Genomic DNA, 22,666 nt, shown 5'->3' on the forward strand with positions numbered 1-22,666 from the left:
GGAGGCCCGTCACTCACCCGAAGCGGCCGGAGATGTAGTCCTCCGTCGCCCTCTCCTTCGGGTTGTTGAAGATGCGCGTCGTGTCGTCGATCTCGATGAGGCGGCCGGGCTTGCCCTGGGCCTCCAGGTTGAAGAAGGCCGTCCGGTCCGAGACGCGGGCCGCCTGCTGCATGTTGTGCGTGACGATCACGATCGTGTACTTCGGCTTCAGCTCGGTGATCAGGTCCTCGATCGCCAGGGTCGAGATGGGGTCCAGGGCCGAGCAGGGCTCGTCCATCAGGAGGACCTGGGGCTCCACGGCGATGGCGCGGGCGATGCACAGGCGCTGCTGCTGACCACCGGACAGGCCGGCGCCCGGCTTGTCCAGACGGTCCTTGACCTCGTTCCACAGGTTCGCGCCGCGCAGGGAGCGCTCCACGACCTCGTCGAGCTTCTTCTTGTTCTTGACGCCGTTGAGGCGCAGCCCGGCGGCGACGTTGTCGCGGATGGTCATGGTGGGGAACGGGTTGGGCCGCTGGAAGACCATGCCCACGGTGCGGCGGACGCCGACGGGGTCCACGCCGGAGGCGTAGAGGTCCTGGCCGTCCAGCAGCACCTGGCCCTCGACCCGGCCGCCGGGGATCACCTCGTGCATGCGGTTGAGGGTGCGCAGCACGGTGGACTTGCCGCAGCCGGACGAGCCGATGAAGGCGGTCACCGATCGCGGCTCGATGGTCATCGAGACGCCCTGCACCGCCTGGAACTTGCCGTAGAAGATGTTGAGGTTCTCGACGTCGATGCGCTTGGCCATGTCAGTTCGCTTTCTGGGTGGGTCAGCTCTTGACCGCGCCGAAGCGCGCGATGACGCGGCCCAGCAGGTTGAGCAGGAGGACGAGCAGGATCAGGGTGAGCGCCGCGGCCCAGACACGGTCATGGGCGGCGTCGAGGGTGAGGAACTGACGCTCCTCGTTGATCATCGTGGGCAGGGTGGCCATGTTGCCGCCGAAGAGGTCCCAGTGGATGTTCTTGGTGTAGGGACCGAGGATCAGCAGCGGGGCCGTCTCGCCCATGACGCGAGCCAGGCCGAGCAGGACGCCGGTCACGATGCCGGACAGGGCGGTCGGCAGCACGACCGAGGCGATCGTCTTCCACTTCGGCACGCCGAGGGCGTATGACGCCTCCCGCAGCTCGTTGGGGACCAGCTTGAGCATCTCCTCGGTGGAGCGCACGATCGTCGGGATCATGAGCAGCACCAGGGACAGCGACACCGCGAAGCCGACCCGGTTGAAGCCCATCACCGTCACCCACAGGGCATAGACGAACAGGGCCGCGACGATGGACGGCACCCCGGTGAGGATGTCGACCATGAAGCTGACGGCGCGGGCCAGCTTGCCGCGGCCGTATTCCACGAGGTAGATCGCGGTGAAGATGCCGATCGGCACCGAGATCGCCGCGGTGACCAGGCCCTGCAGCAGGGTGCCCATGATGGCGTGGTAGGCGCCGCCGCCCTCGCGGCGTACGGAGATGCCGCGCTGGGAGTTGGTCCACCAGGTGCTGGTGAGCAGGTTGTCGAGGCCGTTGGACAGGACCTCGTATAGGATCCACGCGAGCGGGGCCAGGGCGACCAGGAAGGCCAGCCACATGATGATCCGGGCCAGCTGGTCCTTGGCCTTGCGGCCCCCGGAGGCCTTGTCGAGGTGGGTCGACTCGTTGGCGGTGACGGCGGTGCTCATTCGGTGAAGGCCTTCCGACGCTCGATCACGACGCGCGCGATCGCGTTCACGACGAACGTGAGGATGAACAGGACCAGACCGGCCGCGATGAAGGCGCCGGCCTTCTGCGGGGAGTCGAACTCCGAGGCGTTGTTGGCGATGCGGGACGCGAAGGTCTCGCCACCGTTGAAGATCGAGGGGTTGAACGGCGTGCCCACCGCGAGCGTGCTCAGGATCATCATCACCGCGACGGTCTCACCGAGCGCACGGCCGAGGGCCAGCATCGCCGCGGAGATGACGCCGGGCCGGCCGTAGGGCAGCACGGCCGTCTTGATCATCTCCCACTTGGTGGCGCCCAGGGCGAGGGCGCCCTCCTTGTGAGGGGCCGGCGTCTGGGCGAACACCTCGCGCGACAGCGAGGTGACGATCGGCAGGATCATGATGGCGAGCACGAGGCTGATGACGAAGATCGTGGCCGTGATGCTGGTCTCCCGGAACAGGGGGAACCAGCCGAGCCACTGCTGCAGCTTCTGCTGGAGCGGGTCGATGAAGGGCGTGAACTGGGCGACGCCCCACAGGCCGTAGACGATCGAGGGCACGGCAGCCAGCAGGTCGATCAGCTGCGCGGCCGGCTTGCGCAGCCAGGCCGGGGCGTACTGCGTGATGAACAGCGCCACGCAGACGCCGAGGGGGACGGCGATGCCCATGGCCAGGATCGAGCTGAGGACCGTCGTCCAGAGCAGGTCCGCGATGCCGAAGCGGGGGTTGTCGCCCGAGACGTTCCACTCGCGCGAGGTGAGGAAGTTGGCCTCGTTGTTGGCGAGGGCGGGGATGGCCTGCCAGAGCAGGAAGACGCCGACGAGGGTGACCAGGGCGATGACGAGGACGCCCGCACCGGTGGCGGCGCCACCGAAGAGCCGGTCACCGAGGCGGCCGGTCGAGGCCTGGTCGCCGAGCAGAGGCGGACGACCGTCATCGTCTGGCAAGGAGTCGAGGGCGGAGACGCCGGTCACGGAGGACACGAGTGCTACCTAACTGTCCGAGGTGCTACGAGGGGGAGCCCGGCCGGGACGACGTCCCGGACAGGCGGAGAGCCGGGTGACCCAGGGAGGACCCTGGGTCACCCGGCTCCGTCAGATCACTTGAGGGCGTCGATGGCGGTCGAGACCTTGCCCTGCACCTCGGTGGGCAGCGGGGCGAAGCCGATCTGCTCGAAGGACTTCTGCACGTCCGCGGACGACATGTGCTTGAGGAAGGCCTTGACGTTCTTGCCCTTCTCGGCGTCGGCGTTCTTGGAGCAGACGATCTCGTAGGTCACGAGGACGATCGGGTAGGCCCCGGCCTCCTTGGTGGCGTAGTCGAGCTTGAGCGCGAGGTTGTTGCCCTCGCCGGCGACCTTGGCGGCGGCCACGGCCTTGCCGGCGGACTCGCCCGTCAGCTCGACGGGGCCCGCGCCGGTGTCGACCTTGGCGATGCCCAGCTTGTTGTCCTTGGCGTAGGACCACTCGGCGTAGGTGATGCCACCCTCGGTGGAGGCGACGGCGCCTGCGACACCGGCGGACTTCTCCTTGCCCTCACCCTTGCCGGTCCACTTCTTGCCGGGCTCGGCGGTCCACTTGGCAGGGGCGGCGGCCTGGAGGTACTTCGTGAAGTTCTCCGTGGTGCCCGACTCGTCCGAGCGGAAGAAGACCTTGATGTCCTTGTCCGGGAGCGAGGCGCCGGAGTTGAGCTTGGCGATCGCCGGGTCGTTCCACTTGGTGATCTTGCCGTTGAAGATGTCGGCCATCACGTCGGCGTTGAGGACGAGGCCCTCGACACCCTTGAGGTTGTAGCCGACCGCGATGGGGCCGGTGACCATGGGGAGGTTCCAGGCGGGGGAGGCGCAGGCCTTGTCGGCCTCGGCCTGCTCGATCTTGCCGTCCTTCTCCTTGGTCTTGAGCGAGGAGTCGGAGCCGGCGAAGTCGGCCTGCTTGGCGATGAACTGCTTGATGCCGGCGCCGGAGCCCGTCGCGTTGTAGTTGACGGTCGTGCCGGAGCACTTCTCCTGGTAGCTGTTGGCGGCCTCCTCGAAGGCGGCCTTCTGCGCGGAGGAACCCTCGGCGTTCAGGGTGCCCTTGCCGCAGTCGGCGTCGCCACCGGAGGCGGCGGACGACGAGGACGCACCAGAGGAGGAGGCGCCGCTCGAGGAGCCGGAGGAGGTGTTGTTGTCGGAACCGCACGCGGTCAGCGCGAGAGCACCAGCCAGGGCGATCGTCGACAGACCGGCAAGACGCTGAGTCTTCACGTTAGAAGTACCTTCCACAGCAGGAGATGTTGATCGGGCGCAGGTGCGCCATCGATGCCAAGGTAGGGACGCAGGGTGACCAGGCGGCTTGGCCCAGTTGAACGACGCGTGAACGCCGGACGTCTACCGCGCTGATTCCGCGGCCCCACCTGTCGGAGGTACGCCCGAATGAGCTAAGGACTCCTGCTCGCGCTGGCCACTCGCTGCGACCGAGCTCATGGTGCGGGAGGCCGGGTCAGGGCAGGTGACGCTCGACGGCGACGATCCGGGCGGCCTCGCCGGTCCCGCTCACGTGGCAGACGAGGAGCTCACCCTTGCTCATGCCGAGGTCGGCCGCCTCGAGCAGGGTGCTCACGACCGCCTCGCCCTCCGGCTGCTCCACCGAGCCGAGCACCGAGAGCTCCTCCAGCAGCAGCGGCAGGACCGGGCCGTGGGAGCACAGGGCGGCGGGCACGCCGCGCTGCAGCGCCTTGCGCAGGTGCTTGACCGCTCGGTCCGGGTCCTCGACGAAGGCCTCCTCGGTGAGCCCCTCCTTGGTCTTGAGCTCCAGCCCGGCCGAGGCGGCGTATGGCGCCAGCGTGTCCACGCATCGTGTCGAGGACGAGGTCACCAGACGGCTCACGCCGAAGGCTCCGAGCATGGGCACGATCGCCTCGGCGCGGCGTTCGCCCCTGGCGTCGAGCGGTCGGAGGCGGTCGTCCTGGCGCCACTGGTTGCGGGGACGGGCCTTGGCGTGGCGGACCAGGACCAGCGGCCAGGTCGTGAGGGCCCCCTGGGCGGCATACCGCACCATGGCGCGGAGCTGCTCGCGGTCGCGGGCGTAGTCGAGCCGCGCCATCGCGTCCGAGACGGGCAGCCAGGCCACCTCGTCGATCTCGTTGAGCAGCTCGCCGGAGCCGCCGACGACCTCCGCTGCCCAGTAGCGCACCTGCTTGCGGGCCACCTCGCCCTTGCGGTCGACGAAGGAGTAGGACGACAGGGGGAGGGGCCGGCCCAGCCGCACCTGCAGGCCGGTCTCCTCCTCGACCTCGCGGACGGCGGCCGTGGGCCAGTCCTCGCCCGCGTCGAGCTTGCCCTTGGCCCACGCCCAGTCGTCGTAGGCAGGTCGGTGCACCATCGCCACCTCGAGGGTGCCGCGTCGTCGCCGCCAGGGGACGGCGCCGGCCGCGGCGATGAACGGCGCGTCGGCGCTCGCGGCCCCGGACGCGCGCCCTCCCGCACCCGCTCCCGGTGCCTGGACTGTCATCGCGCTCCTCGCTCGTGCTCGCTGGTGTGGTGCCGGCCCAGGTCAGACCCGGGTGCGCTTGCGCCGCTGCTTGAGGTGCATCTCGATGAGCGCCGCCTGGTGGTCGAGCAGGGGCTGACCGTCCTCGCCGCGGTGGTGGCGCACCCAGCGGTCGTCCTGCAGGTGCCAGCTCGAGGTCGTGTCGGCCATGCCCTGCGCCATGAGCTCCTCGAGCTGCTTGACGTGCTCGGGACGGGTGATGCGCATCAGCGACTCCACGCGGCGGTCGAGGTTGCGGTGCATCATGTCGGCGCTACCGATGTAGACGGCGGGGTCGCCGTCGTTGCCGAAGATGAAGATCCGCGAGTGCTCCAGGAATCGTCCGAGGATCGACCGTACCCGCACGTTGTCCGACAGGCCGGGCACGCCGGGCCGCAGCGCGCAGATGCCGCGCACCAGCACGTCGACCTGCACGCCAGCCTGCGAGGCGCGGTAGAGCGCGTCGATGATCGCCTCGTCGACGATGGAGTTGGCCTTGAGGGCGACGCGGGCGGGCCGGCCGGCGCGGGCGAGCTCGGCTTCGTGCTCGATGAGCTCGATCAGCCCGGAGCGGAGCGAGCGAGGGGCCACGAGCAGGCGCTTGAACTTGCTGCGCGGCGCCCAGCCGGAGAGCTGGTTGAACAGGCGCGTCAGGTCCTCGCCGACCTGCGGGTCGCAGGTGAGGACGCCGAGGTCCTCGTAGAGGCGGGCGGTCTTGGGGTTGTAGTTGCCCGTCCCCACGTGGCAGTAGCGGCGCAGGCCGTCCGGCTCCTGCCGCACGACCAGCGACAGCTTGGCGTGGGTCTTGAGCCCGACGATGCCGTAGACGACGTGGACGCCGTAGTGCTCGAGGCGGCGGGCCCAGGCGATGTTGTTGGACTCGTCGAAGCGCGCCTTGATCTCGACCACGGCGACGACCTGCTTGCCGGCCTCGGCGGCGGCGATGAGGGCGTCGATGATCGGGGAGTCGCCCGAGGTGCGATAGAGCGTCTGCTTGATCGCGAGCACCTTGGGGTCGGCGGCCGCCTGCTCGAGGAAGGCCTGCACCGAGGTGCTGAACGAGTTGTAGGGGTGGTGCAGCAGGATGTCCTTGCGCCGGATGGCGCCGAAGACGTCGCCCGCCTCGGAGCGCTCGCGCGGGGCCAGGTCCGGGTGCGTGCGGGCACGGAACGCGGGGTAGTGCAGCGAGGTGCGCTGCAGGTCGGCGACCGTGTTGAGGCTGCGCAGGTCCAGCGGGTTGGGCAGGCGGTAGACCTCGTGCTGCTCGACGCCGAGCTCGCGGACCAGCAGCTCCAGGACGTGCGCGTCCATGCCCTCCTCGACCTCGAGGCGCACCGGGGGGCCGAAACGGCGGCGGGTGAGCTCCTTCTCGAGGGCCTTGAGGAGGTTCTCGGCGTCGTCCTCCTCGACCTCGAGGTCCTCGTTGCGGGTGACGCGGAACAGGAAGTGCTCCTGGACCTGCATGCCGGGGAAGAGCAGGTCGAGGTGCGCCGCGATGATGTCCTCGAGCGGCACGAACCGCACGTGGTAGACGTCGACCTCGCCCGACGCGGACACCTGGTGCAGGCGCGGCAGCAGGTCGGGGACCTTGATGCGGGCGAAGTGCTCGGCCTGCGTGCGGGGGTTGGTCAGGGTCACCGCCAGGTTGAGCGACAGACCGGAGATGTAGGGGAAGGGGTGGGCCGGGTCGACGGCGAGGGGCGTGAGGACGGGGAAGATCTCGCTGCGGTAGACCGCGGACAGGTGGGTCTGCTCGTCGTCGGTCAGCTCGTGCCAGCGCACGATGCGGATGCCGTTGCTCTCGAGCTCGGGCTCGACCTGGTCGCGCAGCAGGCCGTGGGCCCGCAGCATGAGCTCGTGGGCGACCCGGCTGATCTCGTCCTGCAGCTCGTCGGGCTCGAGACCGGACGCCGACCGGATCGCGAGCCCGGTCGCGATGCGCCGCTTGAGGCCGGCGACGCGCACCATGAAGAACTCGTCCAGGTTGCTGGCGAAGATCGCCAGGAAGCGGGCCCGCTCGAGCAGCGGCACGTCCGGGTCGGCGGCCAGCTGCAGCACGCGCTCGTTGAACTGCAGCCAGGACAGCTCGCGGTCCAGGAAGCGGTCGTCAGGGAGCTCGTCGGTGGGCTCCTGCGCATCCGCGGCGACCCGCACGAACCGGCCGTCGGAGGACCGAGGTCGCGCCGGAGCCGTGCGGTTGGGGTCGTCGTCGGGGCCGACGACGGGGGATGGGGACGCCTGCGGCGCCTCGGCGGTGGTGGTCGAAGCGGTCGCGTCGTCAGCCTGCATGGCGCCATCGTCGCACTCCCCCGAGGGGCGGCGCGAGTACTGCACGTCCGTGGACACCGTGGTGAAACCCTGACGGGTGTACGTCGCCATGGCCGGGGTGTTGTCCGCCTCGACGTACAGCACAACCCGCTCGAGCCCGCGGTCGCGCAGGTGGTCCAGACCCAGCCGGGTGACCAGGGCGCCGAGCCCGCGACCCTGGTATGCCGGGTCCACCCCCACGACGTAGACCTCCCCGGTGCCGGGGCCGGCGTCCTCGGGGTCGACCTTGGTCCAGTGGAAGGCCGCCAGCCTCGGCTCGGGCCTCGAGACGTCCTCCACCAGGATGAGGCCCTGCGGCTCGAACCATCGGCTCGTCATCCGCTCCCGCAGCCCGGTCAGGTCCAGCGACCCCTGCTCGGGGTGGTGGGCGAAGGCCGCCGCGTTGACGGCGAGCACGGCCTCCTCGTCCCCGGGGTGGAACGTGCGCACGGCGAACCCGTCGGGCACGACCACGGGGGACCGCTCGCTGTCGCGCGGCTCGAGCGGGCGCCCGAGCTTGCGCAGGTCTCGGACGGGGGCGAGGCCTCGCGAGCGCAGCAAGGCCCGCGCTGCCGGAAGGTCCCCGTGCGCCCAGACCGCGACCTCTCGCCCTGCGGGCAGGACGGCGTCCAGCAGCGCCCCGCCGATCCCGCGTCCTCGGGCGGCGGGCGCGACGACCAGCTCGATGGCGTGCGGCGGGCCCCCGGCATACCCGACGATCTCCCCGTGGACCGTCGCCAGGACGTGCTCGCCGGGTCGCGCCAGGTCGAGCCGGGCCTGCTCCGACAGCGGCCCGACGCCGTCCGCCTCCGTCGCCGCGGAGACGACGTCCGCCACGGCCTCGACCTCGGCGGGGGACAGCTCGCTGCGGGCTTCGACGCTCATGCAGCACATTGGACCACGGACCGGTGACATGCCGGCCGGACGACGGTGGAGGACCGCGGAGGACGGTCGGAGCCCTACCTCGTGGACGCCCCGGCGTCGGTCCTGCCGGCGCCCGCCGTGGAGTCGGGACCGGAGCCGGCCGGGTGCTCCTGGGCAGCGGCGACCGGGGGACGGACCTCGTCGAACCGGTAGCCGACGTTGCGGACCGTGCCGATGACCGCGTCGTGTTCGGGGCCGAGCTTGGCCCGCAGGCGGCGCACGTGGACGTCGACCGTCCGGGTGCCGCCGAAGTAGTCGTACCCCCACACCTCCTGCAGCAGCTGGGCCCGGGTGAACACCCGCCCCGGGTGCTGCGCGAGGTGCTTGAGGAGCTCGAACTCCTTGTAGGTCAGGTCGAGCACCCGCTCGCCGAGCCGGGCGGTGTAGGCGCCCTCGTCGATGGTCAGGGCGCCGGAGGTGATGGCGCGGTCCGTGGGCTCGGCGGTGTCCGTGCGTCGGCTGCTGACGAGCCGCAGGCGGGCCTCGAGCTCGGCCGGGCCGGTGGTGTCCAGCAGGATGTCGTCGAGGCCCCACTCGGCGTTGACGGCGACCAGGCCACCCTCGGTCAGCACGGCGAGCAGGGGCGCCTCGATGCCGGTGGCCCGCAGGACCCGGCACAGCGACTTGGCGACCGCGAGCTCGCGCCGGGCGTCGACCAGCACGGCGTCGGCGCGTGGTGCGTCGATGAGCGCCGCGGGCTCCGCGGGCAGCACCCGGACGTGGTGGGCCAGCAGGCCGAGCGCAGGCAGCACCTCCGCGCTCGCGGTGAGCGCGTTGGTGAGCAGGAGCAGCTGAGCCATCGCCGGTCAGCGTAGGCGCTGCGGCGTCGATCGCGGCGGATGCGACCATGGGGCGAGAACACGCCGACCTGGAGGGACTGCGATGGACCAGCTGACCGACCGCGCCACGACGACGCCGGGGCCCCAGGTGCGGCTGCGCTACTGGGCCGGCGCCCGGGCCGCGGCCGGGGTCGAGGAGGACCTGGTCCGTGCGTCGTCCGTGCGTGAGGCGCTGGACGCCGCGGCCCTCCTGCGGCCAGGGCTCGTTGCCGTGATCCCCGCCTGCAGCGTCCTCGTCGACGGCCGAGCAGTGCAGCGGGACGCGCCCCTGGCCGGGGCGACGCTCGTCGAGGTGCTTCCGCCCTTTGCGGGCGGCTGATGCGAGGATGCAGACGTGCCCGCACCTGAGCCCTCGACGCCCCGCCCTGCCGACGGCAGCGACGCGCAGCGTGTGACGGAGCCGCGCACCGAACCCCTGACGGTGGAGCCGCGGGGCCTGCGCGAGCACGCCGGCGCGGTCCGGCACGACCTGACGCAGCGCGCTCGCCGCCGCCTCGAGATCGTCCGCCCCACCACGGTCCGCCAGCTGCCACCGCGCACCCCCGTGACCCTGACGGTGGTCGCCTTCGCCACGCTGCTCGTGGTCGCGGTGGCGGCCCGGGGTGCGGCGACCGCCGTGACCGTGGCGTCGGTGGCGCTGGCCTCGGGAGTCATCGCCCTCGGCTGGACCCGGCTCGTCGGGCTGCCCAGCCGCCGCGGCACGCTCGTCACGGTCAGCATCTCGGCGGCCCTGCTCCTGGCCTCCGTGGCGCTGCCGGACGATGGGGGCTCCCTGCGCTGGGTGCCCGCTGCGCTCGCCGTCGGGGTCGTCGTGTCCTTCCTCCACCAGCTCGTGCGCCGCGACGGACGTCCGCGCGTCGTCGTCAGCCTCTCCGGCACCCTGCTCGCGCTCGGGATCCTCGCGGCGGGGGTCACCTGGGTGGCACTGCCGTCGATGCAGGGCGGCCGGGACGCCGCCGTGGCGGCCTGGGCCGCGCTCGCCTGCGCGGCCGGGGCGGAGTGGCTGTGCCACCGGGCGCGCTGGTTCACCGCGCTGGCCCCGTCGGCGCTGCTGGCCGGTGCCGTCGCCGGCGGGGTCGTCGGAGCCCTGGTCGACGCCTCGCTGCCGTGGTGCGCGCTGCTCGGTGCGGCGTGCGCCGCCGCGAGCCTGGCGCTCCGCGTCGTCCTCGCCCCGCTGCCCGCCCTGGTCAGCCTGCGTGCGCAGGCGGTGAGCGGGGTCGCCTCCGTCCTGGTCGTCGGCCCGCTCGTCGAGACGGCCGCCCGCCACCTCCTGGCACCCTGACGGGGAGGCCCGGCGCGGCCCGTCGGCGGTAGAGTCGGGGACGTGCCTTTCGAGATCCCCACCGACCTGCCCTCCGAGCTGCTGCCCCTCGCCTGGATGATCGGACGCTGGGAGGGCGTCGGTCTCTTCTCCTACCCGACGATCGAGGACGGCCGGTTCGGGCAGGAGCTCGAGATCCGCCACGACGGCCGCCCCTTCCTGGAGTGGCACTCCCACACCTGGGAGCTCGACGAGCAGGGGCAGAAGGTCCGCCCCCGCGCCACCGAGCTCGGGTTCCTGCGCCCCGTGGGTGAGGAGTCCAAGGAGTGCGAGCTGCTCCTGGCGCACAGCACCGGCATCGTCGAGATGTACTACGGCACCGTCGAGCCCGCCCGCCTGATCATGAAGACCGACGGCGTCATGCGCTCCCCGCACGCCAAGGAGTACTCCGCCGGCTCGCGGATGTACGGCTACGTCAACGGCGAGCTGTTCTGGGCCATGGACATGGCGGCCGAGGGCCACGCCCTGCAGACGCACCTGTCGGCGCAGCTCAAGAGGGTCTCTTGACCCCGTCCCCGCACGACCCGGCCGACGTCGACGCGATCTTCCGCAACCACGGCCTGCGGGTCACGTCGCAGCGTCGGCGCGTCCTCGCGGCGATCGGCCGCCTGCAGCACACGACCCCGGACCAGCTGTCGCGCGAGGTGGACGGCGACGGGGGAGACGCGCTCCCGCTGTCGACCATCTACCGCAACCTCGACACCCTGACCGAGCTGGGCGTCGTCGCGGCGACCCGGCTGACCGAGGGCGCCCCGACATACCACCTCGTCCAGCACGCGACGCACCTGCACCTCGTGTGCAACGGGTGCGGCGCCATCACCGAGGCACCCCTCGCGGTGGCCGACGAGCTGGCCGAGGCGGTCTACGACCGCGACGGCTTCGTGGCCGACCTGCGCCACCTGCCGGTGCACGGCTGGTGCGCGCGCTGCGCACCGGGCCGCACCGAGATCCCCGACCAGGGAGGGACCGACCAGCATGACCACACCCACCAGCACCGGGCCTGAGACCTACCGCTCGCCCCTGCTCGACCGCCCCGGCGCCGTCGCGGGAGACCGTGAGGACGCCGGCGTCGCGGCCCACCACGGCGACCCCCTGCGCGAGCAGCGGCTCCTCGTCGAGGGGCTCGCCGCCGTCGACCTGTCCCACCGCGGGGTCGTGACGGTCACGGGGCCGGACCGGCTCACCTGGCTGCACTCCATCACCACCCAGCACGTCTCGACGCTGGCCGCGCGCACCTCGGCCGAGGACCTGGTCCTCAGCCCCAAGGGTCACGTCGAGCACGCCCTGCACCTCGTCGACGACGGCGAGACCACCTGGATCACCGTCGAGCCCGGCACGGCGCCGGCCCTGGTGGCGTGGCTGCGCTCGATGCAGTTCATGCTGCGGGTCGAGGTCACGGACGTCACCGACCGGTATGCCGTGGTCGGCGAGCCCATCCGCAGCGAGGGCGCGGAGGGCGAGCCGCCGACCTGGTGCGACCCCTGGCCGCTGATGGGGCCGGACTCGGCGCCATACGGCCCGATCGTCGGCCACCCGGGGGAGGAGCGCGCCTGGCGCGAGGTGATCGTGCCCCGGGGAGAGCTCGTGGCTCGTATGTCGGACCGCCCGCTCGCGGGGACCTGGGCCGCCGAGACGCTGCGCGTGGCCGCGTGGCGCCCGCGGCTGGGCTTCGAGACCGACCACCGCACGATCGCCCACGAGCTCGACTGGCTCCGCACGGCCGTGCACCTGCACAAGGGGTGCTACCGGGGTCAGGAGACCGTGGCTCGCGTCCACAACCTCGGCCGGCCGCCGCGTCGTCTCGCGTTCGTCCACCTGGACGGCTCCGGGCACGTGCTCCCCGAGCGGGACGCCGCCGTCGAGGTCGAGGGCCGGGTCGTGGGCCGGCTGACCTCCGTGGCGCGGCACCACGAGGACGGGCCCATCGGGCTGGTCGTCCTCAAGCGCAACACCCCGACCGACGTCGACCTCACGATCTCCGGCATCAGTGCGTCTCAGCAGGAGATCGTGCCGCGCTGACGACCCTGTCCGGGACGATCTGTCGTGGTTGTGCCACGATGGGTCCATGTCAGCGTCGACGCTCATCACCGTGGCCACCACCGGGGCCGAGTCCAGCAAGACCGACGTGCCCACGCTGCCGACCACCCTCGACGAGCTCGTCGAGACGGCGCGCCGCTGCGAGGACGCTGGCGCGCGCCTGATCCACGTGCACGTCCGCGACGACCGGCACGAGCCCACGCTCGACGTGGGCCGGCTGACCGAGACGGTGGCTGCCCTGCGCGAGGCGACGGACCTGATCGTGCAGCTGTCGACCGGGGGCGCGATCACCGACCCCTTCGAGGCGCGCCTGGCGGTCCTCGACGCCGGCCCCGACTCCTGCTCGCTCACCTGCGGCACCACCAACTTCGGCGACGGGACCTTCCTCAACCCCTATCCCTTCATGCGCGACCTCTACGTCAAGGCGCAGGACCTCGGGGTGGTGCCGGAGTTCGAGCTGTTCGACCTCGGGCACGTGCACGCGCTACGGCGGCTGATCGACGAGTGCGGCCTGCCCCACGGGGGTGCGGTGCACTGCGACTTCGTCCTCGGCGTGCCCGGGGCCGCTCCGGCGACGCCGCAGGCGCTCCTGGCCGGCGTGGCGGCGCTGCCCCCGGAGACGACCTCGTGGTCCGCCACCGGCATCGGCCGGGGCCACCTGCCGATCATGGCGACGACGCTCGCGGCCGGCGGCCACCTGCGGGTCGGCATGGAGGACAACCTCCTGCTCGCGCGCGGGGTCAAGGTCGAGCACAACGTGCAGCTGGTCGAGCGGGCCGTGCGGCTCGCCGAGCTGATGCAGCGCCCCGCGATGACGGCGGCCGAGGCGCGCGCCCTGCTGCGCGTGGCGTGACTCACTGCTTGCCAGAGTTGCCCTGTGCTTGCAACTGCAAGCATACTGAGAGACATGGCACGGCTACCCGTCTCCCGGATCCACGTCACGGATCTCGGTGCCTACTTGCGCGAGCAGCGCGAGGCGGCCCAGCTCAGCCTGCGCCAGCTCTCGGAGCTCGCGGGGGTGAGCAACCCCTATCTCTCCCAGATCGAGCGCGGCCTGCGCCACCCCTCCGCCGAGATCCTCAACGCCCTGGCCAAGGGGCTGCAGATCTCTGCGGAGTCGCTCTACGTCCGCGCCGGCTTCCTCGACGGGCCGCGCGACGGCTCCGATCCCCAGGGCCACGCGGACGCCCGTGACGGTCGGCATCCGGGCCTCCCGACCGTCGTCGACGCCATCACCGCTGACCCGGGGCTGAGCGCTCGCCAGCGGCGCACCCTGGTGGACCTCTACCACCAGTTCTCCGAGGCCACCGAGTCCACCCAGTCCACCGAGCCGACCGACGAGGCCGACCCGCCCCCGACCCCACCCGTCCGAGCACACGCAACGACCCGACGCACGAGGAGCACCCGATGAGCCCGTCCCGCAAGAAGCCCACAGCCGCACCCGTCTATGCCGCCGTCGGTGCCGCCGACCTGGCGATCGAGCAGCTCAAGAAGACGCTGGCCCAGGTCGAGGTCCTGGCCGACCAGGTCCGCAGGGACCTCGAGGACCGCGTCGCCAAGGCCGGCGCCGACGCCCAGGAGGCCGCCGCCAAGGCCGGCAAGGCCGCCCAGGACGCTCCCGAGCAGGCCCTCAACCAGGGACTCACCGTCGCGAGCCTCGCCTCGCACGCGTATGACGAGATGGCCCGTCGCGGCCAGCGCGTCGTCGGCCAGGGCGTGCAGGACATCCGCGAGGACAAGCGCGTCAAGGAGGCCACCGCGCGGGCCGAGTCCACCGTCAAGGTGGCCGCCGGGACCGCCGCCACCGTCAAGGGCTTCGCCGACAAGGCGATGGGACGCAAGGACAGCGCCGCCGTCACCGTCAAGGGCACGGTCGTCGAGGGCGAGCAGCCCGAGACGGCGCCCGCCAAGAACGTCCGGGCCGCCGCCGCCGCTGCCGGCGCCAAGGACGCGCCCGCGACCCCGCGCCGCCGCACCACCCGGCGCGCCACGACCGTCGAGGACGTCACGCCGACCGACGCCTCGGCCACGTCGCCTGCGTCCTCGGTGTCCTCGGCGTCGTCCAGCTCGCCCAAGGCGGCCACCAAGCCCGCCTCGAAGCGCCCCTCGCGCGCGTCGGTCACCACCAAGGCCGCCGCCGGCGAGTCGGGCAGCGGCACCACCTCGGCCCGCAAGTCGCCCTCGACGACGGCGCGCAAGGCGTCCACCCGTCCCTCGCGCAAGGCTGCGGACCCGGTCGCCGCGTCCTCGGGCAACGCCGCCGCGACCGAGACGGCTCCGGCGACGGGCACGACGACCTCCGCCCCGGTCCAGGCGTCCGTCGACGAGGCCGCTCAGTCCTGACGCCGCCCAGCCACCACCCGCACCCCCACCTCGAGGAGTCTCCTGCGTGCGTGCCGTCGTCTCCCGCGTGACCGCCGCCAGCGTCGTCGTCGAGGGCGAGGTCGTCGGGCAGATCACCGAGCCGGGACTGCTCGTCCTGCTCGGCGTGACCCACGACGACGGGCCGGACCAGGTCGCGACGATGGCCCGCAAGCTCACCGAGCTGCGGATCCTGCGGGACGAGCGCTCGGTCCTCGACGTGGGGGCCCCGGTGCTGCTGGTCAGCCAGTTCACGCTCTACGGCGACGTGCGCAAGGGGCGTCGACCGTCCTGGAGCGCGGCGGCACCGGGCCCGGTGGCGGAGCCGGTATTCGACCAGGTCGTGGCCGCCGTCCGGGCCGTCGGCGTGACCGTCGAGACCGGCAGGTTCGGCGCGATGATGGACGTCGCCTCGGTCAACGACGGTCCGTTCACGGTGATCGTGGAGGTCTGAGCCGTAGGCTGACCCCCGTGGACCAGCTGACCTTCTCCTTCCAAGGCCTGGTGGCCACCCTGCTCCAGCTCGCGGCCGTCGTCGCCGGCGTGGTCGGGTGCATCCAGGTCGCCACGACGCGTCCGGACGCGTTCCCGGCGGCCAGCAAGCTCTCCAAGGGCGCCTGGCTGGCGATCATCGTGGTGGCGACGCTGGTCGCGGGGGCCTTCGGCGTGCTGCACCTGCTCGGCCTGCTGGCCGCCATCGCCATCATCGTCTACTGGGTCGACGTCCGCCCGGCCCTCCAGCGGGTCCAGGGCCGGGGACGTCAGGACGGCCCCTACGGCCCGTGGTGACCCCCGCCGGTCGCCTGGCGCAGGTGGCCGGCCCGGCCGGCCCCCTCGACCTGCTCACCGTCGGCCGCGGCGAGCCGGCGACGGTCTTCTCGCACGGCGCCGGCTCCTCCATCGACACGACGCGGCCCTTCGCATCGGGGGTGCGCGGGGCGCGCACCTTCTTCCACTTCCGGGGACACGGGCGGTCGGTCGTGCCCGACCTGCCCTGGTCGTATGCCGACCTGGCCGCCGAGCTGCGGACCGTCGCCGACGAGGTGGGGGCCACGCGCGCGCTGGGGGTCAGCCTGGGCGCGGGCGCGCTGCTGCGCCTGCTCTGCGACGATCCCGACCGCTTCGAGCGGGTGGTGCTGGTGCTGCCCGCGGGGCTCGACCGGCCACGCCGGGGACCGGGCGTCGACGAGCTGCAGCGGCTGGGCCGCCGCATCGCCGAGGGGGACCGCGCGGCCGCCGTCGAGTTCTACCGGGGGGACGGCGGCGCGGGGTCGGCTGCCCCGGGCGCGGCGGCGGACGCCTGGGCGGAGCAGATGGCCGACGAGGTCGTCGCGGGGCGGCTCAGCGCGGTGGGGATCGGACGTGCGCTCACGACGGTCCCCGGTCAGGTCGCGGTGCCGGACGTGGCACTCCTGGCGCGGGTGACGGTCCCGGTGCTGGTGGTCGGCCAGGAGGACGACGTGATCCACCCCGCCTCGGTCGCGCGCCGGCTGGGCGAGCTGCTGCCGCAGGCCCGGGTCGAGGTGCTCCCGGCGGGCGGGCTGCTGTGGGCCCACCGGGCGACGGTGCGGACCCTGGTCAGCGGCTTCCTGAGCTCCTGACCCTGGTCGCCAGGTGCCCGTCCGCACCGTCCGCACCGTCCGCACAGTCGCGTCAGTCGCGTCAGTCGCGTCAGTCGCGCTGCTCGCGGGTCACGGGGACCAGCAGCAGGGCGATCACGGCGAGACCGCCGACCAGCAGCAGCGAGTGCAGGACCCCGACGTGGTTGCCCAGGAAGCCCAGGAACGGCGGGCCGGCGAGGAACGCCAGGTAGCCGATCGTCGAGACGACGCTCACCCGCACCGCGGCCCGACGAGGGTCGTCGCTGGCGGCCGACATACCGACCGGGAAGCCGAGGCTGGCTCCCACGCCCCAGATCGCTGCGCCGACGAAGGCCAGGACCGGTCCGCCGAAGACGACCACCAGCGAGCCGATCGCGGCCATCACGAACAGCACGCGCAGCACCGGCACCCGGCCGTACCGGTCCAGCGCGGAGGTGCCCAGCAGGCGTCCGATCGTCATGGCGCTGAGGAAGGTCGCGAAGCCGAGGATCCCGGCCCACTGCGGCAGGTCGTAGCCCTCGACGAGCGCGACGGACACCCAGTCGTTGGCGGTGCCCTCGGTCATGGCGGCGACGAGCACGACGACGCCGATGAGCAGGGTGCGCGGCTCGCGCCACGCGGAGGTGCTGGACGGGCGGGCCTCGTCGTCGGTGGCCTCGGTGTCCGCCTCCTCCACCGCACGGGGGAGGAAGCCGCGGACGGACAGCCAGCCGAGCAGCGGCCACAGCAGCGCCACGCCGGTGAGGTGCACCCAGACCGGGACGCCGGCCCAGGCGAGGCCCGCCGCGGCGAGCGCCATCAGCACCGTGCCGCCGCTGAACGCGGCGTGGAACCACGGCATGATCGCGCGCCCGAGGTGCTGCTCGACCGCTGCGCCCTCGATGTTCATCGAGACGTCCCAGGTGCCGATGCCGAGGCCGACGAGGAACAACCCGACCCCTGCCACGATCGCCGAGTGCGCGAGGTCGGTGCCGACGCCGAGGACCACCAGCCCGACGCAGAACACCGCGAGCCCGGACATGACCGTGCGGACGGCACCGATGCGGGCCGTGATGCTGCCCGCGGCGGGGAGGCCCAGCAGGGAGCCCGCCGACACGCACATCAGGAGCACGCCCAGCTGGCCGGGGTCGAGCCCGAGCGAGGACTTGATGGCGGGGATCCGGGACGACCAGGTGGCGAAGCCCATGCCGTTGACCGCGAAGACCGCCACCACGGCCCACACGGCCTGGCGCACGCGCTCGGGGGACAGGGTCGTGGTGGTCATGTGAGGTCCTCCGGGATGGTGTGGTCTGGCCGTGGCTCGGCGGCGTCATACGGCGGTGGGGCCTGGCGTCTGGAGCATCGCTGCGGGGTGCGATCGAATCGAATCGATTCGATCGAATCGTTTCGATTAGTTTGCCGACATGGCACGGACCGGTCAATCCACGACGCGCTCGCCCCAGCGCCGGCCCACCCTCCGCGAGGTGGCCGACCAGGCGGGCGTGTCGATCTCGACCGCGTCGCTCGTCTACAGCGGCAAGCAGGGCGTCTCCCCGGCGACGGCGGAGCGGGTGCGCGAGGCGGCCGAGGCCCTCGGGTATGCCGGGCCCGACCCCCTCGCCTCGTCGCTGCGGCACGGGCGGTCGGGGGTGGTCGGGGTGCACCTCGAGGGGACGCTCGGCTATGCCTTCCAGGACCCCTACGCCGTCTCCGTGCTGGACGGCCTCGGCCAGGCGCTCGACGAGCTCGGGATGGGGATGCTGCTCGTGCCGGAGGCGCCGGGGGAGGCCTCCCACGCGGCCCGCCTCGTGGCGGGACAGGCGCTGGACGCGCTGGTGTTCGCCCTGTGCGGTCCCACCACCTCCGCGCTCGTCGACCAGGTGGCCGCCCGGGGGATCCCGATGCTCGGCACGGGCGCCCCGGCCGACGACCGGGTCGTGCAGCTGCGCATCGACGACCGCGGCGCCACCGCCGCCCTGGTCGACCACCTGCTCGAGCTCGGCCACCGGGACGTCGCGATGCTGGCCATGCCGCTCGATCCCGGCGCTCGCACCGGACCGGTGACGGTGGCGGACATCGAGGCGGCGACCTACCCGGACGCGCGGGACCGGGCGCTGGCGTTCGTCGACCGGATGGGCCCGGACCGCCCGATGGTGCAGTCGGCGAGCCTGTCGATCGACGGCGCGGCCGAGGCGGCCGCGCTCCTGCTCGACGTCTCGCCGCGCCCCACCGCCGTGGTGGCCCAGTCGGACCTGCTGGCGGCCGGGGTGATCCGCGCGGCGGCCGACCGGGGGCTGTCGGTGCCGCAGGACCTGAGCGTCGTGGGCTTCGACGGCGTCGAGCTGCCGTGGTTCGAGGGGCGGCTCACGACGGTGGAGCAGGACGGGCGGGGCAAGGGGCGCCATCTCGGTGACATGGTGCGGCGTCTCCTCGACGGCGAGGACGTGCCCGACCAGGTGCACCCGACCCATCTCCGCCTCGGCACCACGACCTACCCGAGGTAGTCACACTCGCCCGACGTGGCACGCCAGGCCGATGTGACGACCTGAGGTAGGTATGACGAAGCCAGGCCGGTGTGACGAAGCCAGGCGGATCAGGACGGGGCGACCGCGGACCACGCGACAGTGAGCTCGCCCAGCCGCCACCGGGCCGGCCCGTCGAGCAGCGGCCACCCCGCCTCGCGCAGCCCGCGCGCCACCGCCACGAACCTCTGTCGCGCCCCATAGCTCGCCAGCGGCGCCTGCCGGGCCCACTCCGCGTCGACCGCGGAGAGCCAGTCGTGGACCCGCTCGCCCGGCACGTTGCGGTGGATCAGCGCCTTGGGCAGCCGCTCGGCCACCACACCCGGCCGGGCCAGGCCCCGCAGGTGCCAGGAGCAGGTCAGCGACAGCGGACCCGAGCGGTCGAGGGCGACCCACGACGCGAGCCGCCCGATCTCGTCGCAGGTCCCGTCCACCAGCAGCCCGTCGGGCGTGAGGCGCGAGCACAGCCGGTCCCACGCGTCCGGGACCTCTTCCTCGGAGTACTGCCGCAGCACGTTGAACGCCCGCACCACCGTGGCGGACTCGCCGTCCAGGGGCACCTCGAACCCGCCCAGGCGGAAAGACAGCCCCGGCACCTCCAGCGGCCGACCGAGCTCCACGCGGGACGGCTCGATCTCGATGCCCACGACGCGCACGTCCGGCCGCACGGCCGACAGCCGCTCGTGCAGCTCGACCGCGGTGACGGGGGAGGCGCCATACCCGAGGTCGACCGCGATCGGAGACGCGGCCGCCGACCTCAGCCGCCAGGCCTGCGGGCCGGCCAGCCAGCGGTCGCAGCGCCGCAGCCGGTTGGGGTTGGTCGTCCCGCGCGTCACGGTGCCGATGGGGGAGGTGCGGGCCACCGGTCCAGCCTAGGTCGCGCCCACCCCGCCCCGGACATCCACGCGCGCTGCCCCGCACGAGGGGAATGCCGCCCGGCACCGGCCGGTTGTCGCGAGCGGCAGCGCTCGGCGTCTCCGTCGGCACGCCACCCGTCGTCACCCACGGAGGTCTCATGCCCGGGCTGTACCGCGTCGCGATGCTGAGCGTCCACACGTCACCCCTCGCGACGCCGGGCCGAGGTGACGCCGGCGGCATGAACGTCTACGTCGCCGAGACCGCCCGCCGCCTCGCGCGCCGCGGCATCGAGGTCGACGTCTTCACCCGCGCCACCTCGGGTCGCCAGGCGCCCGCCGTCCGGCTCGACGACGGCGTCACCGTCCGCCACGTCACCGCCGGCCCCTTCGAGGGTCTCGGCAAGATGGACCTCCCCGGCCAGCTGTGCGCCTTCGCCGCCGGGGTCATGCGCACCGAGGCGATGAACCCCGAGGGGCACTACGACCTCGTCCACTCGCACTACTGGCTGTCCGGGCAGGTGGGCTGGCTGGCCGCCGACCGCTGGCAGGTGCCCCTCGTCCACAGCATGCACACGATGGCCAAGGTCAAGAATCTCCAGCTGGCCCAAGGGGACTCGCCCGAGCCTCCCGGTCGTGAGATCGGCGAGGAGCAGGTCGTCGCGGCCGCCGACCACCTGGTCGCCAACACCGAGATCGAGCGCCGCGAGCTGATCGAGCTGTATGACGCTGCGCCCCACCGCGTCGCCGTCGTCCCCCCGGGCGTCGACCTCGACGTCTTCCACCCGGGCGACCAGGGCGAGGCACGAGCCCGGCTGGGGCTGCCGTCGGACGCGGTGCTGCTGCTGTTCGTCGGGCGGATCCAGCCGCTCAAGGCCCCGGACGTCCTCGTCCGCGCCGCCGCCGAGCTGCTCTCCCGTCGTCCCGAGCTGCGGCCACGGCTGCGCGTCGCCGTCCTCGGCGGTGACAGCGGGGGCGGGTATGGCGACCCGGAGTTCCTGCGACGCCTGGCCGCCGAGCTCGGGGTGGGCGACCACATGGTCTGGCACCAGCAGAGCACCCGCGCCGAGCTGGCGGACTGGTTCCGGGCGGCCGACGTGGTGACCGTCCCGTCCTACAACGAGTCCTTCGGGCTGGTCGCCGTCGAGGCGCTGGCGTGCGGCGCGCCCCTCGCGGCCACCCGCGTGGGTGGCCTCCCGACGGCGGTCGGTGACGCGGGCGTGCTCGTGGACGGGCACGACCCGCGTGCCTGGGCCGACGCCATCGCGTCGCTGCTCGACCACGGCGACCTCCCCGGCATACGGGCTCGAGCCGCCCGGCACGCCGAGGCGTTCTCGTGGGAGGCGACCACCGACCGGCTGGTCGCCGTCTATCAGGACGTCCTCGCCCGACGACGTAGCCTGGCCTCGTGACCGACGACGTGCACAGCAGCAGCCCCACCACCAGCCTCACCACCAGCCCTGCATCCAGCCCTGCCGACCCCGACACCTCTGACACCTCCGACACCTCTGACACCGCCAAGGTGCTCGCCGCCGTCGAGGCCTTCGTCACCGGGCAGGAGCTCGAGTGGGAGCGCGGGGCGCGCGAGGGCGAGGTCGTGGTGACGCTGCCGGGGGAGCACAAGCTCAAGACCGTGCTGTCCCTGCTGGTGCGCGAGCGCGGCCTGTCCGGCAGCGCGTTCGTGATCCGCAACGCCGACGAGGCGCACGAGCGGTTCTACCGCACCCTGCTGCGGCGCAACCTGCGGATGGCGGGCGTGGCCTACGCCATCGACGCTTCGGGAGACGTCTACGTCACCTCGCACGTCCCGCTCGCCGGGGTGGACGAGGCCTACCTCGACCAGCTGCTCGGCACCGTCCTCGAGGCGGCCGACGAGCCCTTCGACGAGCTGCTGGAGATCGGCTTCATCACCTCGATGCGCAAGGAGTGGGCGTGGCGGATCTCGCGGGGCGAGTCGACCCGCAACCTCGACGCCTTCCGCCACATCCTGGACACCGGTCCGCAGGGCGAGGCACCGGGTGAGGGCTCCGTCCACGAAGGATAGGGTCGGAGCATGACCTACACGCTGATCCTCCTGCGCCACGGCGAGAGCGAGTGGAACGCCAAGAACCTCTTCACCGGCTGGGTTGACGTCGAGCTGTCCGACAAGGGCCGCGCCGAGGCCGTCTCCGGCGGCACGCAGCTCAAGGACGCCGAGCTGCTGCCGGACATCCTGCACACCTCGCTGCTGCGTCGCGCGATCAACACCGCCAACGCCGCCCTCAACGAGTGCGACCGCCACTGGATCCCGGTCAAGCGGTCCTGGCGCCTCAACGAGCGCCACTACGGCGACCTGCAGGGCAAGGACAAGAAGCAGACCAAGGAGCAGTACGGCGAGGAGCAGTTCATGCTCTGGCGTCGCTCCTACGACACCCCGCCGCCGGAGATCGCCGACGACAACGAGTTCAGCCAGGCCGGGGACCCGCGCTACGCCGACCTCGGTGACGCGATGCCCAAGACCGAGTGCCTCAAGGACGTCGTCGCCCGGATGATCCCCTACTGGGAGTCCGACATCGTCCCGGACCTCAAGGACGGCAAGACCGTGCTGGTCGCCGCGCACGGCAACTCGCTGCGCGCCCTGGTCAAGCACCTCGACGGCATCAGCGACGACGACATCGCCGGCCTCAACATCCCGACCGGCAT

Annotated in this window: 24 protein-coding genes and 1 pseudogene; 15 read left to right on the forward strand and 10 right to left on the reverse strand. The window is 72.5% G+C overall.

Features of this window, described 5'->3' with window-relative positions; genetic code table 11:
- Positions 1-13 precede the first annotated feature (13 nt).
- From pstB to B4E97_RS13220, 8 genes and pseudogenes are all read right to left on the reverse strand, one after another.
- The gene (gene pstB / locus B4E97_RS13185) at positions 14-790 is read right to left on the reverse strand and encodes a phosphate ABC transporter ATP-binding protein PstB (protein ID WP_029211051.1); all 777 of its coding nucleotides are present in this window, start codon (positions 788-790) and stop codon (positions 14-16) included.
- 22 nt (positions 791-812) lie between these two features.
- Positions 813-1,712: a phosphate ABC transporter permease PstA gene (gene pstA / locus B4E97_RS13190; RefSeq protein WP_019286944.1), complete on the reverse strand. Its 900-nt coding sequence runs from the start codon at positions 1,710-1,712 to the stop codon at positions 813-815.
- On the reverse strand, positions 1,709-2,713 hold the full coding sequence (pstC, locus tag B4E97_RS13195) for a phosphate ABC transporter permease subunit PstC (RefSeq protein ID WP_286960166.1): 1,005 nt from the start codon (positions 2,711-2,713) through the stop codon (positions 1,709-1,711). The genes pstA and pstC overlap by 4 nt, the downstream gene beginning before the upstream one ends.
- Before the next feature lie 116 nt (positions 2,714-2,829).
- Positions 2,830-3,975, reverse strand: a complete 1,146-nt coding sequence (gene pstS, locus B4E97_RS13200) for a phosphate ABC transporter substrate-binding protein PstS (protein ID WP_019286946.1) — start codon at positions 3,973-3,975, stop codon at positions 2,830-2,832.
- A gap of 235 nt (positions 3,976-4,210) precedes the next feature.
- On the reverse strand, positions 4,211-5,221 hold the full coding sequence (locus B4E97_RS13205; protein ID WP_019286947.1) for an NUDIX hydrolase: 1,011 nt from the start codon (positions 5,219-5,221) through the stop codon (positions 4,211-4,213).
- Between the two features lie 42 nt (positions 5,222-5,263).
- Entirely contained in the window at positions 5,264-7,528 is a 2,265-nt protein-coding gene (locus B4E97_RS13210; RefSeq protein WP_372490206.1) for an RNA degradosome polyphosphate kinase, read from the reverse strand.
- Positions 7,529-7,624: 96 nt separating this feature from the next.
- Positions 7,625-8,461, reverse strand: a pseudogene (gene mshD, locus B4E97_RS13215) (mycothiol synthase); the annotation flags it as partial.
- A gap of 44 nt (positions 8,462-8,505) precedes the next feature.
- On the reverse strand, positions 8,506-9,270 hold the full coding sequence (locus B4E97_RS13220; protein WP_029211047.1) for a winged helix-turn-helix transcriptional regulator: 765 nt from the start codon (positions 9,268-9,270) through the stop codon (positions 8,506-8,508).
- Positions 9,271-9,352: 82 nt separating this feature from the next.
- On the opposite strand from B4E97_RS13220, the gene B4E97_RS13225 reads away from it, so the two are divergent.
- Genes B4E97_RS13225 through B4E97_RS13275 form a run of 11 tightly spaced genes read left to right on the forward strand, consistent with a single transcriptional unit; the run spans position 9,353 to position 16,629 of the window.
- Positions 9,353-9,628, forward strand: a complete 276-nt coding sequence (locus B4E97_RS13225) for a MoaD/ThiS family protein (RefSeq protein ID WP_019286951.1) — start codon at positions 9,353-9,355, stop codon at positions 9,626-9,628.
- Between the two features lie 15 nt (positions 9,629-9,643).
- Complete coding sequence (locus tag B4E97_RS13230; protein ID WP_286960168.1) at positions 9,644-10,591, forward strand: hypothetical protein; 948 nt, start codon at positions 9,644-9,646, stop codon at positions 10,589-10,591.
- A gap of 42 nt (positions 10,592-10,633) precedes the next feature.
- A complete protein-coding gene (locus tag B4E97_RS13235) occupies positions 10,634-11,137 on the forward strand; it encodes an FABP family protein (RefSeq protein ID WP_029211044.1) in 504 nt (167 codons plus the stop codon).
- Positions 11,134-11,634 (forward strand): Fur family transcriptional regulator, encoded by a 501-nt coding sequence (locus B4E97_RS13240; protein WP_019286953.1) that lies wholly within the window; start codon positions 11,134-11,136, stop codon positions 11,632-11,634. The genes B4E97_RS13235 and B4E97_RS13240 overlap by 4 nt, the downstream gene beginning before the upstream one ends.
- The gene (locus tag B4E97_RS13245; RefSeq protein ID WP_286960170.1) at positions 11,606-12,649 is read left to right on the forward strand and encodes a YgfZ/GcvT domain-containing protein; all 1,044 of its coding nucleotides are present in this window, start codon (positions 11,606-11,608) and stop codon (positions 12,647-12,649) included. Before B4E97_RS13240 ends, B4E97_RS13245 begins: the two co-directional genes overlap by 29 nt.
- A gap of 46 nt (positions 12,650-12,695) precedes the next feature.
- A complete protein-coding gene (locus B4E97_RS13250; protein ID WP_019286955.1) occupies positions 12,696-13,520 on the forward strand; it encodes a 3-keto-5-aminohexanoate cleavage protein in 825 nt (274 codons plus the stop codon).
- A 54-nt stretch (positions 13,521-13,574) separates the two neighbouring features.
- Positions 13,575-14,078, forward strand: a complete 504-nt coding sequence (locus tag B4E97_RS13255; RefSeq protein WP_019286956.1) for a helix-turn-helix domain-containing protein — start codon at positions 13,575-13,577, stop codon at positions 14,076-14,078.
- Positions 14,075-15,010 (forward strand): hypothetical protein, encoded by a 936-nt coding sequence (locus B4E97_RS13260; RefSeq protein WP_239261384.1) that lies wholly within the window; start codon positions 14,075-14,077, stop codon positions 15,008-15,010. Before B4E97_RS13255 ends, B4E97_RS13260 begins: the two co-directional genes overlap by 4 nt.
- A gap of 46 nt (positions 15,011-15,056) precedes the next feature.
- Positions 15,057-15,482: a D-aminoacyl-tRNA deacylase gene (dtd, locus tag B4E97_RS13265; protein ID WP_239261386.1), complete on the forward strand. Its 426-nt coding sequence runs from the start codon at positions 15,057-15,059 to the stop codon at positions 15,480-15,482.
- A 17-nt stretch (positions 15,483-15,499) separates the two neighbouring features.
- Entirely contained in the window at positions 15,500-15,817 is a 318-nt protein-coding gene (locus B4E97_RS13270) for a DUF2516 family protein (protein ID WP_286960173.1), read from the forward strand.
- On the forward strand, positions 15,811-16,629 hold the full coding sequence (locus tag B4E97_RS13275; RefSeq protein WP_286960174.1) for an alpha/beta fold hydrolase: 819 nt from the start codon (positions 15,811-15,813) through the stop codon (positions 16,627-16,629). The genes B4E97_RS13270 and B4E97_RS13275 overlap by 7 nt, the downstream gene beginning before the upstream one ends.
- Before the next feature lie 70 nt (positions 16,630-16,699).
- Here B4E97_RS13275 and B4E97_RS13280 read toward each other — a convergent pair whose 3' ends face one another.
- On the reverse strand, positions 16,700-17,893 hold the full coding sequence (locus B4E97_RS13280) for an MFS transporter (RefSeq protein ID WP_286960175.1): 1,194 nt from the start codon (positions 17,891-17,893) through the stop codon (positions 16,700-16,702).
- A gap of 139 nt (positions 17,894-18,032) precedes the next feature.
- Between B4E97_RS13280 and B4E97_RS13285 the strand changes: the two genes are divergently transcribed.
- Complete coding sequence (locus tag B4E97_RS13285) at positions 18,033-19,112, forward strand: LacI family DNA-binding transcriptional regulator (protein WP_286960177.1); 1,080 nt, start codon at positions 18,033-18,035, stop codon at positions 19,110-19,112.
- Between the two features lie 89 nt (positions 19,113-19,201).
- Here B4E97_RS13285 and B4E97_RS13290 read toward each other — a convergent pair whose 3' ends face one another.
- Positions 19,202-19,993 (reverse strand): class I SAM-dependent methyltransferase, encoded by a 792-nt coding sequence (locus B4E97_RS13290; protein WP_286957021.1) that lies wholly within the window; start codon positions 19,991-19,993, stop codon positions 19,202-19,204.
- Positions 19,994-20,145: 152 nt separating this feature from the next.
- Here B4E97_RS13290 and mshA point away from each other — a divergent pair, with 152 nt between their 5' ends.
- The 3 genes from mshA to B4E97_RS13305 all read left to right on the forward strand — a co-directional run.
- Entirely contained in the window at positions 20,146-21,396 is a 1,251-nt protein-coding gene (gene mshA, locus B4E97_RS13295) for a D-inositol-3-phosphate glycosyltransferase (RefSeq protein ID WP_286957016.1), read from the forward strand.
- Positions 21,393-22,028: a YbjN domain-containing protein gene (locus tag B4E97_RS13300; protein WP_376783703.1), complete on the forward strand. Its 636-nt coding sequence runs from the start codon at positions 21,393-21,395 to the stop codon at positions 22,026-22,028. The genes mshA and B4E97_RS13300 overlap by 4 nt, the downstream gene beginning before the upstream one ends.
- A 9-nt stretch (positions 22,029-22,037) precedes the next feature.
- Positions 22,038-22,666: phosphoglyceromutase (locus B4E97_RS13305; protein WP_286960178.1), on the forward strand; the 629-nt coding region annotated here is incomplete at its 3' end.

Source organism: Arsenicicoccus sp. UBA7492, assembly GCF_002479615.1.
GTDB classification, from domain to species: Bacteria; Actinomycetota; Actinomycetes; order Actinomycetales; family Dermatophilaceae; genus Arsenicicoccus; species Arsenicicoccus bolidensis.

Excerpts from the sequence above, each read along its gene's own strand:
- pstB (WP_029211051.1), bottom strand. The coding sequence starts at position 790 with ATGGCCAAGCGCATCGACGTCGAGAACCTCAACATCTTCTACGGCAAG.
- pstA (WP_019286944.1), bottom strand. The coding sequence starts at position 1,712 with ATGAGCACCGCCGTCACCGCCAACGAGTCGACCCACCTCGACAAGGCC.
- B4E97_RS13205 (WP_019286947.1), bottom strand. The coding sequence starts at position 5,221 with ATGACAGTCCAGGCACCGGGAGCGGGTGCGGGAGGGCGCGCGTCCGGG.
- B4E97_RS13210 (WP_372490206.1), bottom strand. The coding sequence starts at position 7,528 with ATGCAGGCTGACGACGCGACCGCTTCGACCACCACCGCCGAGGCGCCG.
- B4E97_RS13220 (WP_029211047.1), bottom strand. The coding sequence starts at position 9,270 with ATGGCTCAGCTGCTCCTGCTCACCAACGCGCTCACCGCGAGCGCGGAG.
- B4E97_RS13225 (WP_019286951.1), top strand. The coding sequence starts at position 9,353 with ATGGACCAGCTGACCGACCGCGCCACGACGACGCCGGGGCCCCAGGTG.
- B4E97_RS13245 (WP_286960170.1), top strand. The coding sequence starts at position 11,606 with ATGACCACACCCACCAGCACCGGGCCTGAGACCTACCGCTCGCCCCTG.
- B4E97_RS13250 (WP_019286955.1), top strand. The coding sequence starts at position 12,696 with ATGTCAGCGTCGACGCTCATCACCGTGGCCACCACCGGGGCCGAGTCC.
- B4E97_RS13255 (WP_019286956.1), top strand. The coding sequence starts at position 13,575 with ATGGCACGGCTACCCGTCTCCCGGATCCACGTCACGGATCTCGGTGCC.
- B4E97_RS13260 (WP_239261384.1), top strand. The coding sequence starts at position 14,075 with ATGAGCCCGTCCCGCAAGAAGCCCACAGCCGCACCCGTCTATGCCGCC.
- B4E97_RS13280 (WP_286960175.1), bottom strand. The coding sequence starts at position 17,893 with ATGACCACCACGACCCTGTCCCCCGAGCGCGTGCGCCAGGCCGTGTGG.
- B4E97_RS13285 (WP_286960177.1), top strand. The coding sequence starts at position 18,033 with ATGGCACGGACCGGTCAATCCACGACGCGCTCGCCCCAGCGCCGGCCC.
- mshA (WP_286957016.1), top strand. The coding sequence starts at position 20,146 with ATGCCCGGGCTGTACCGCGTCGCGATGCTGAGCGTCCACACGTCACCC.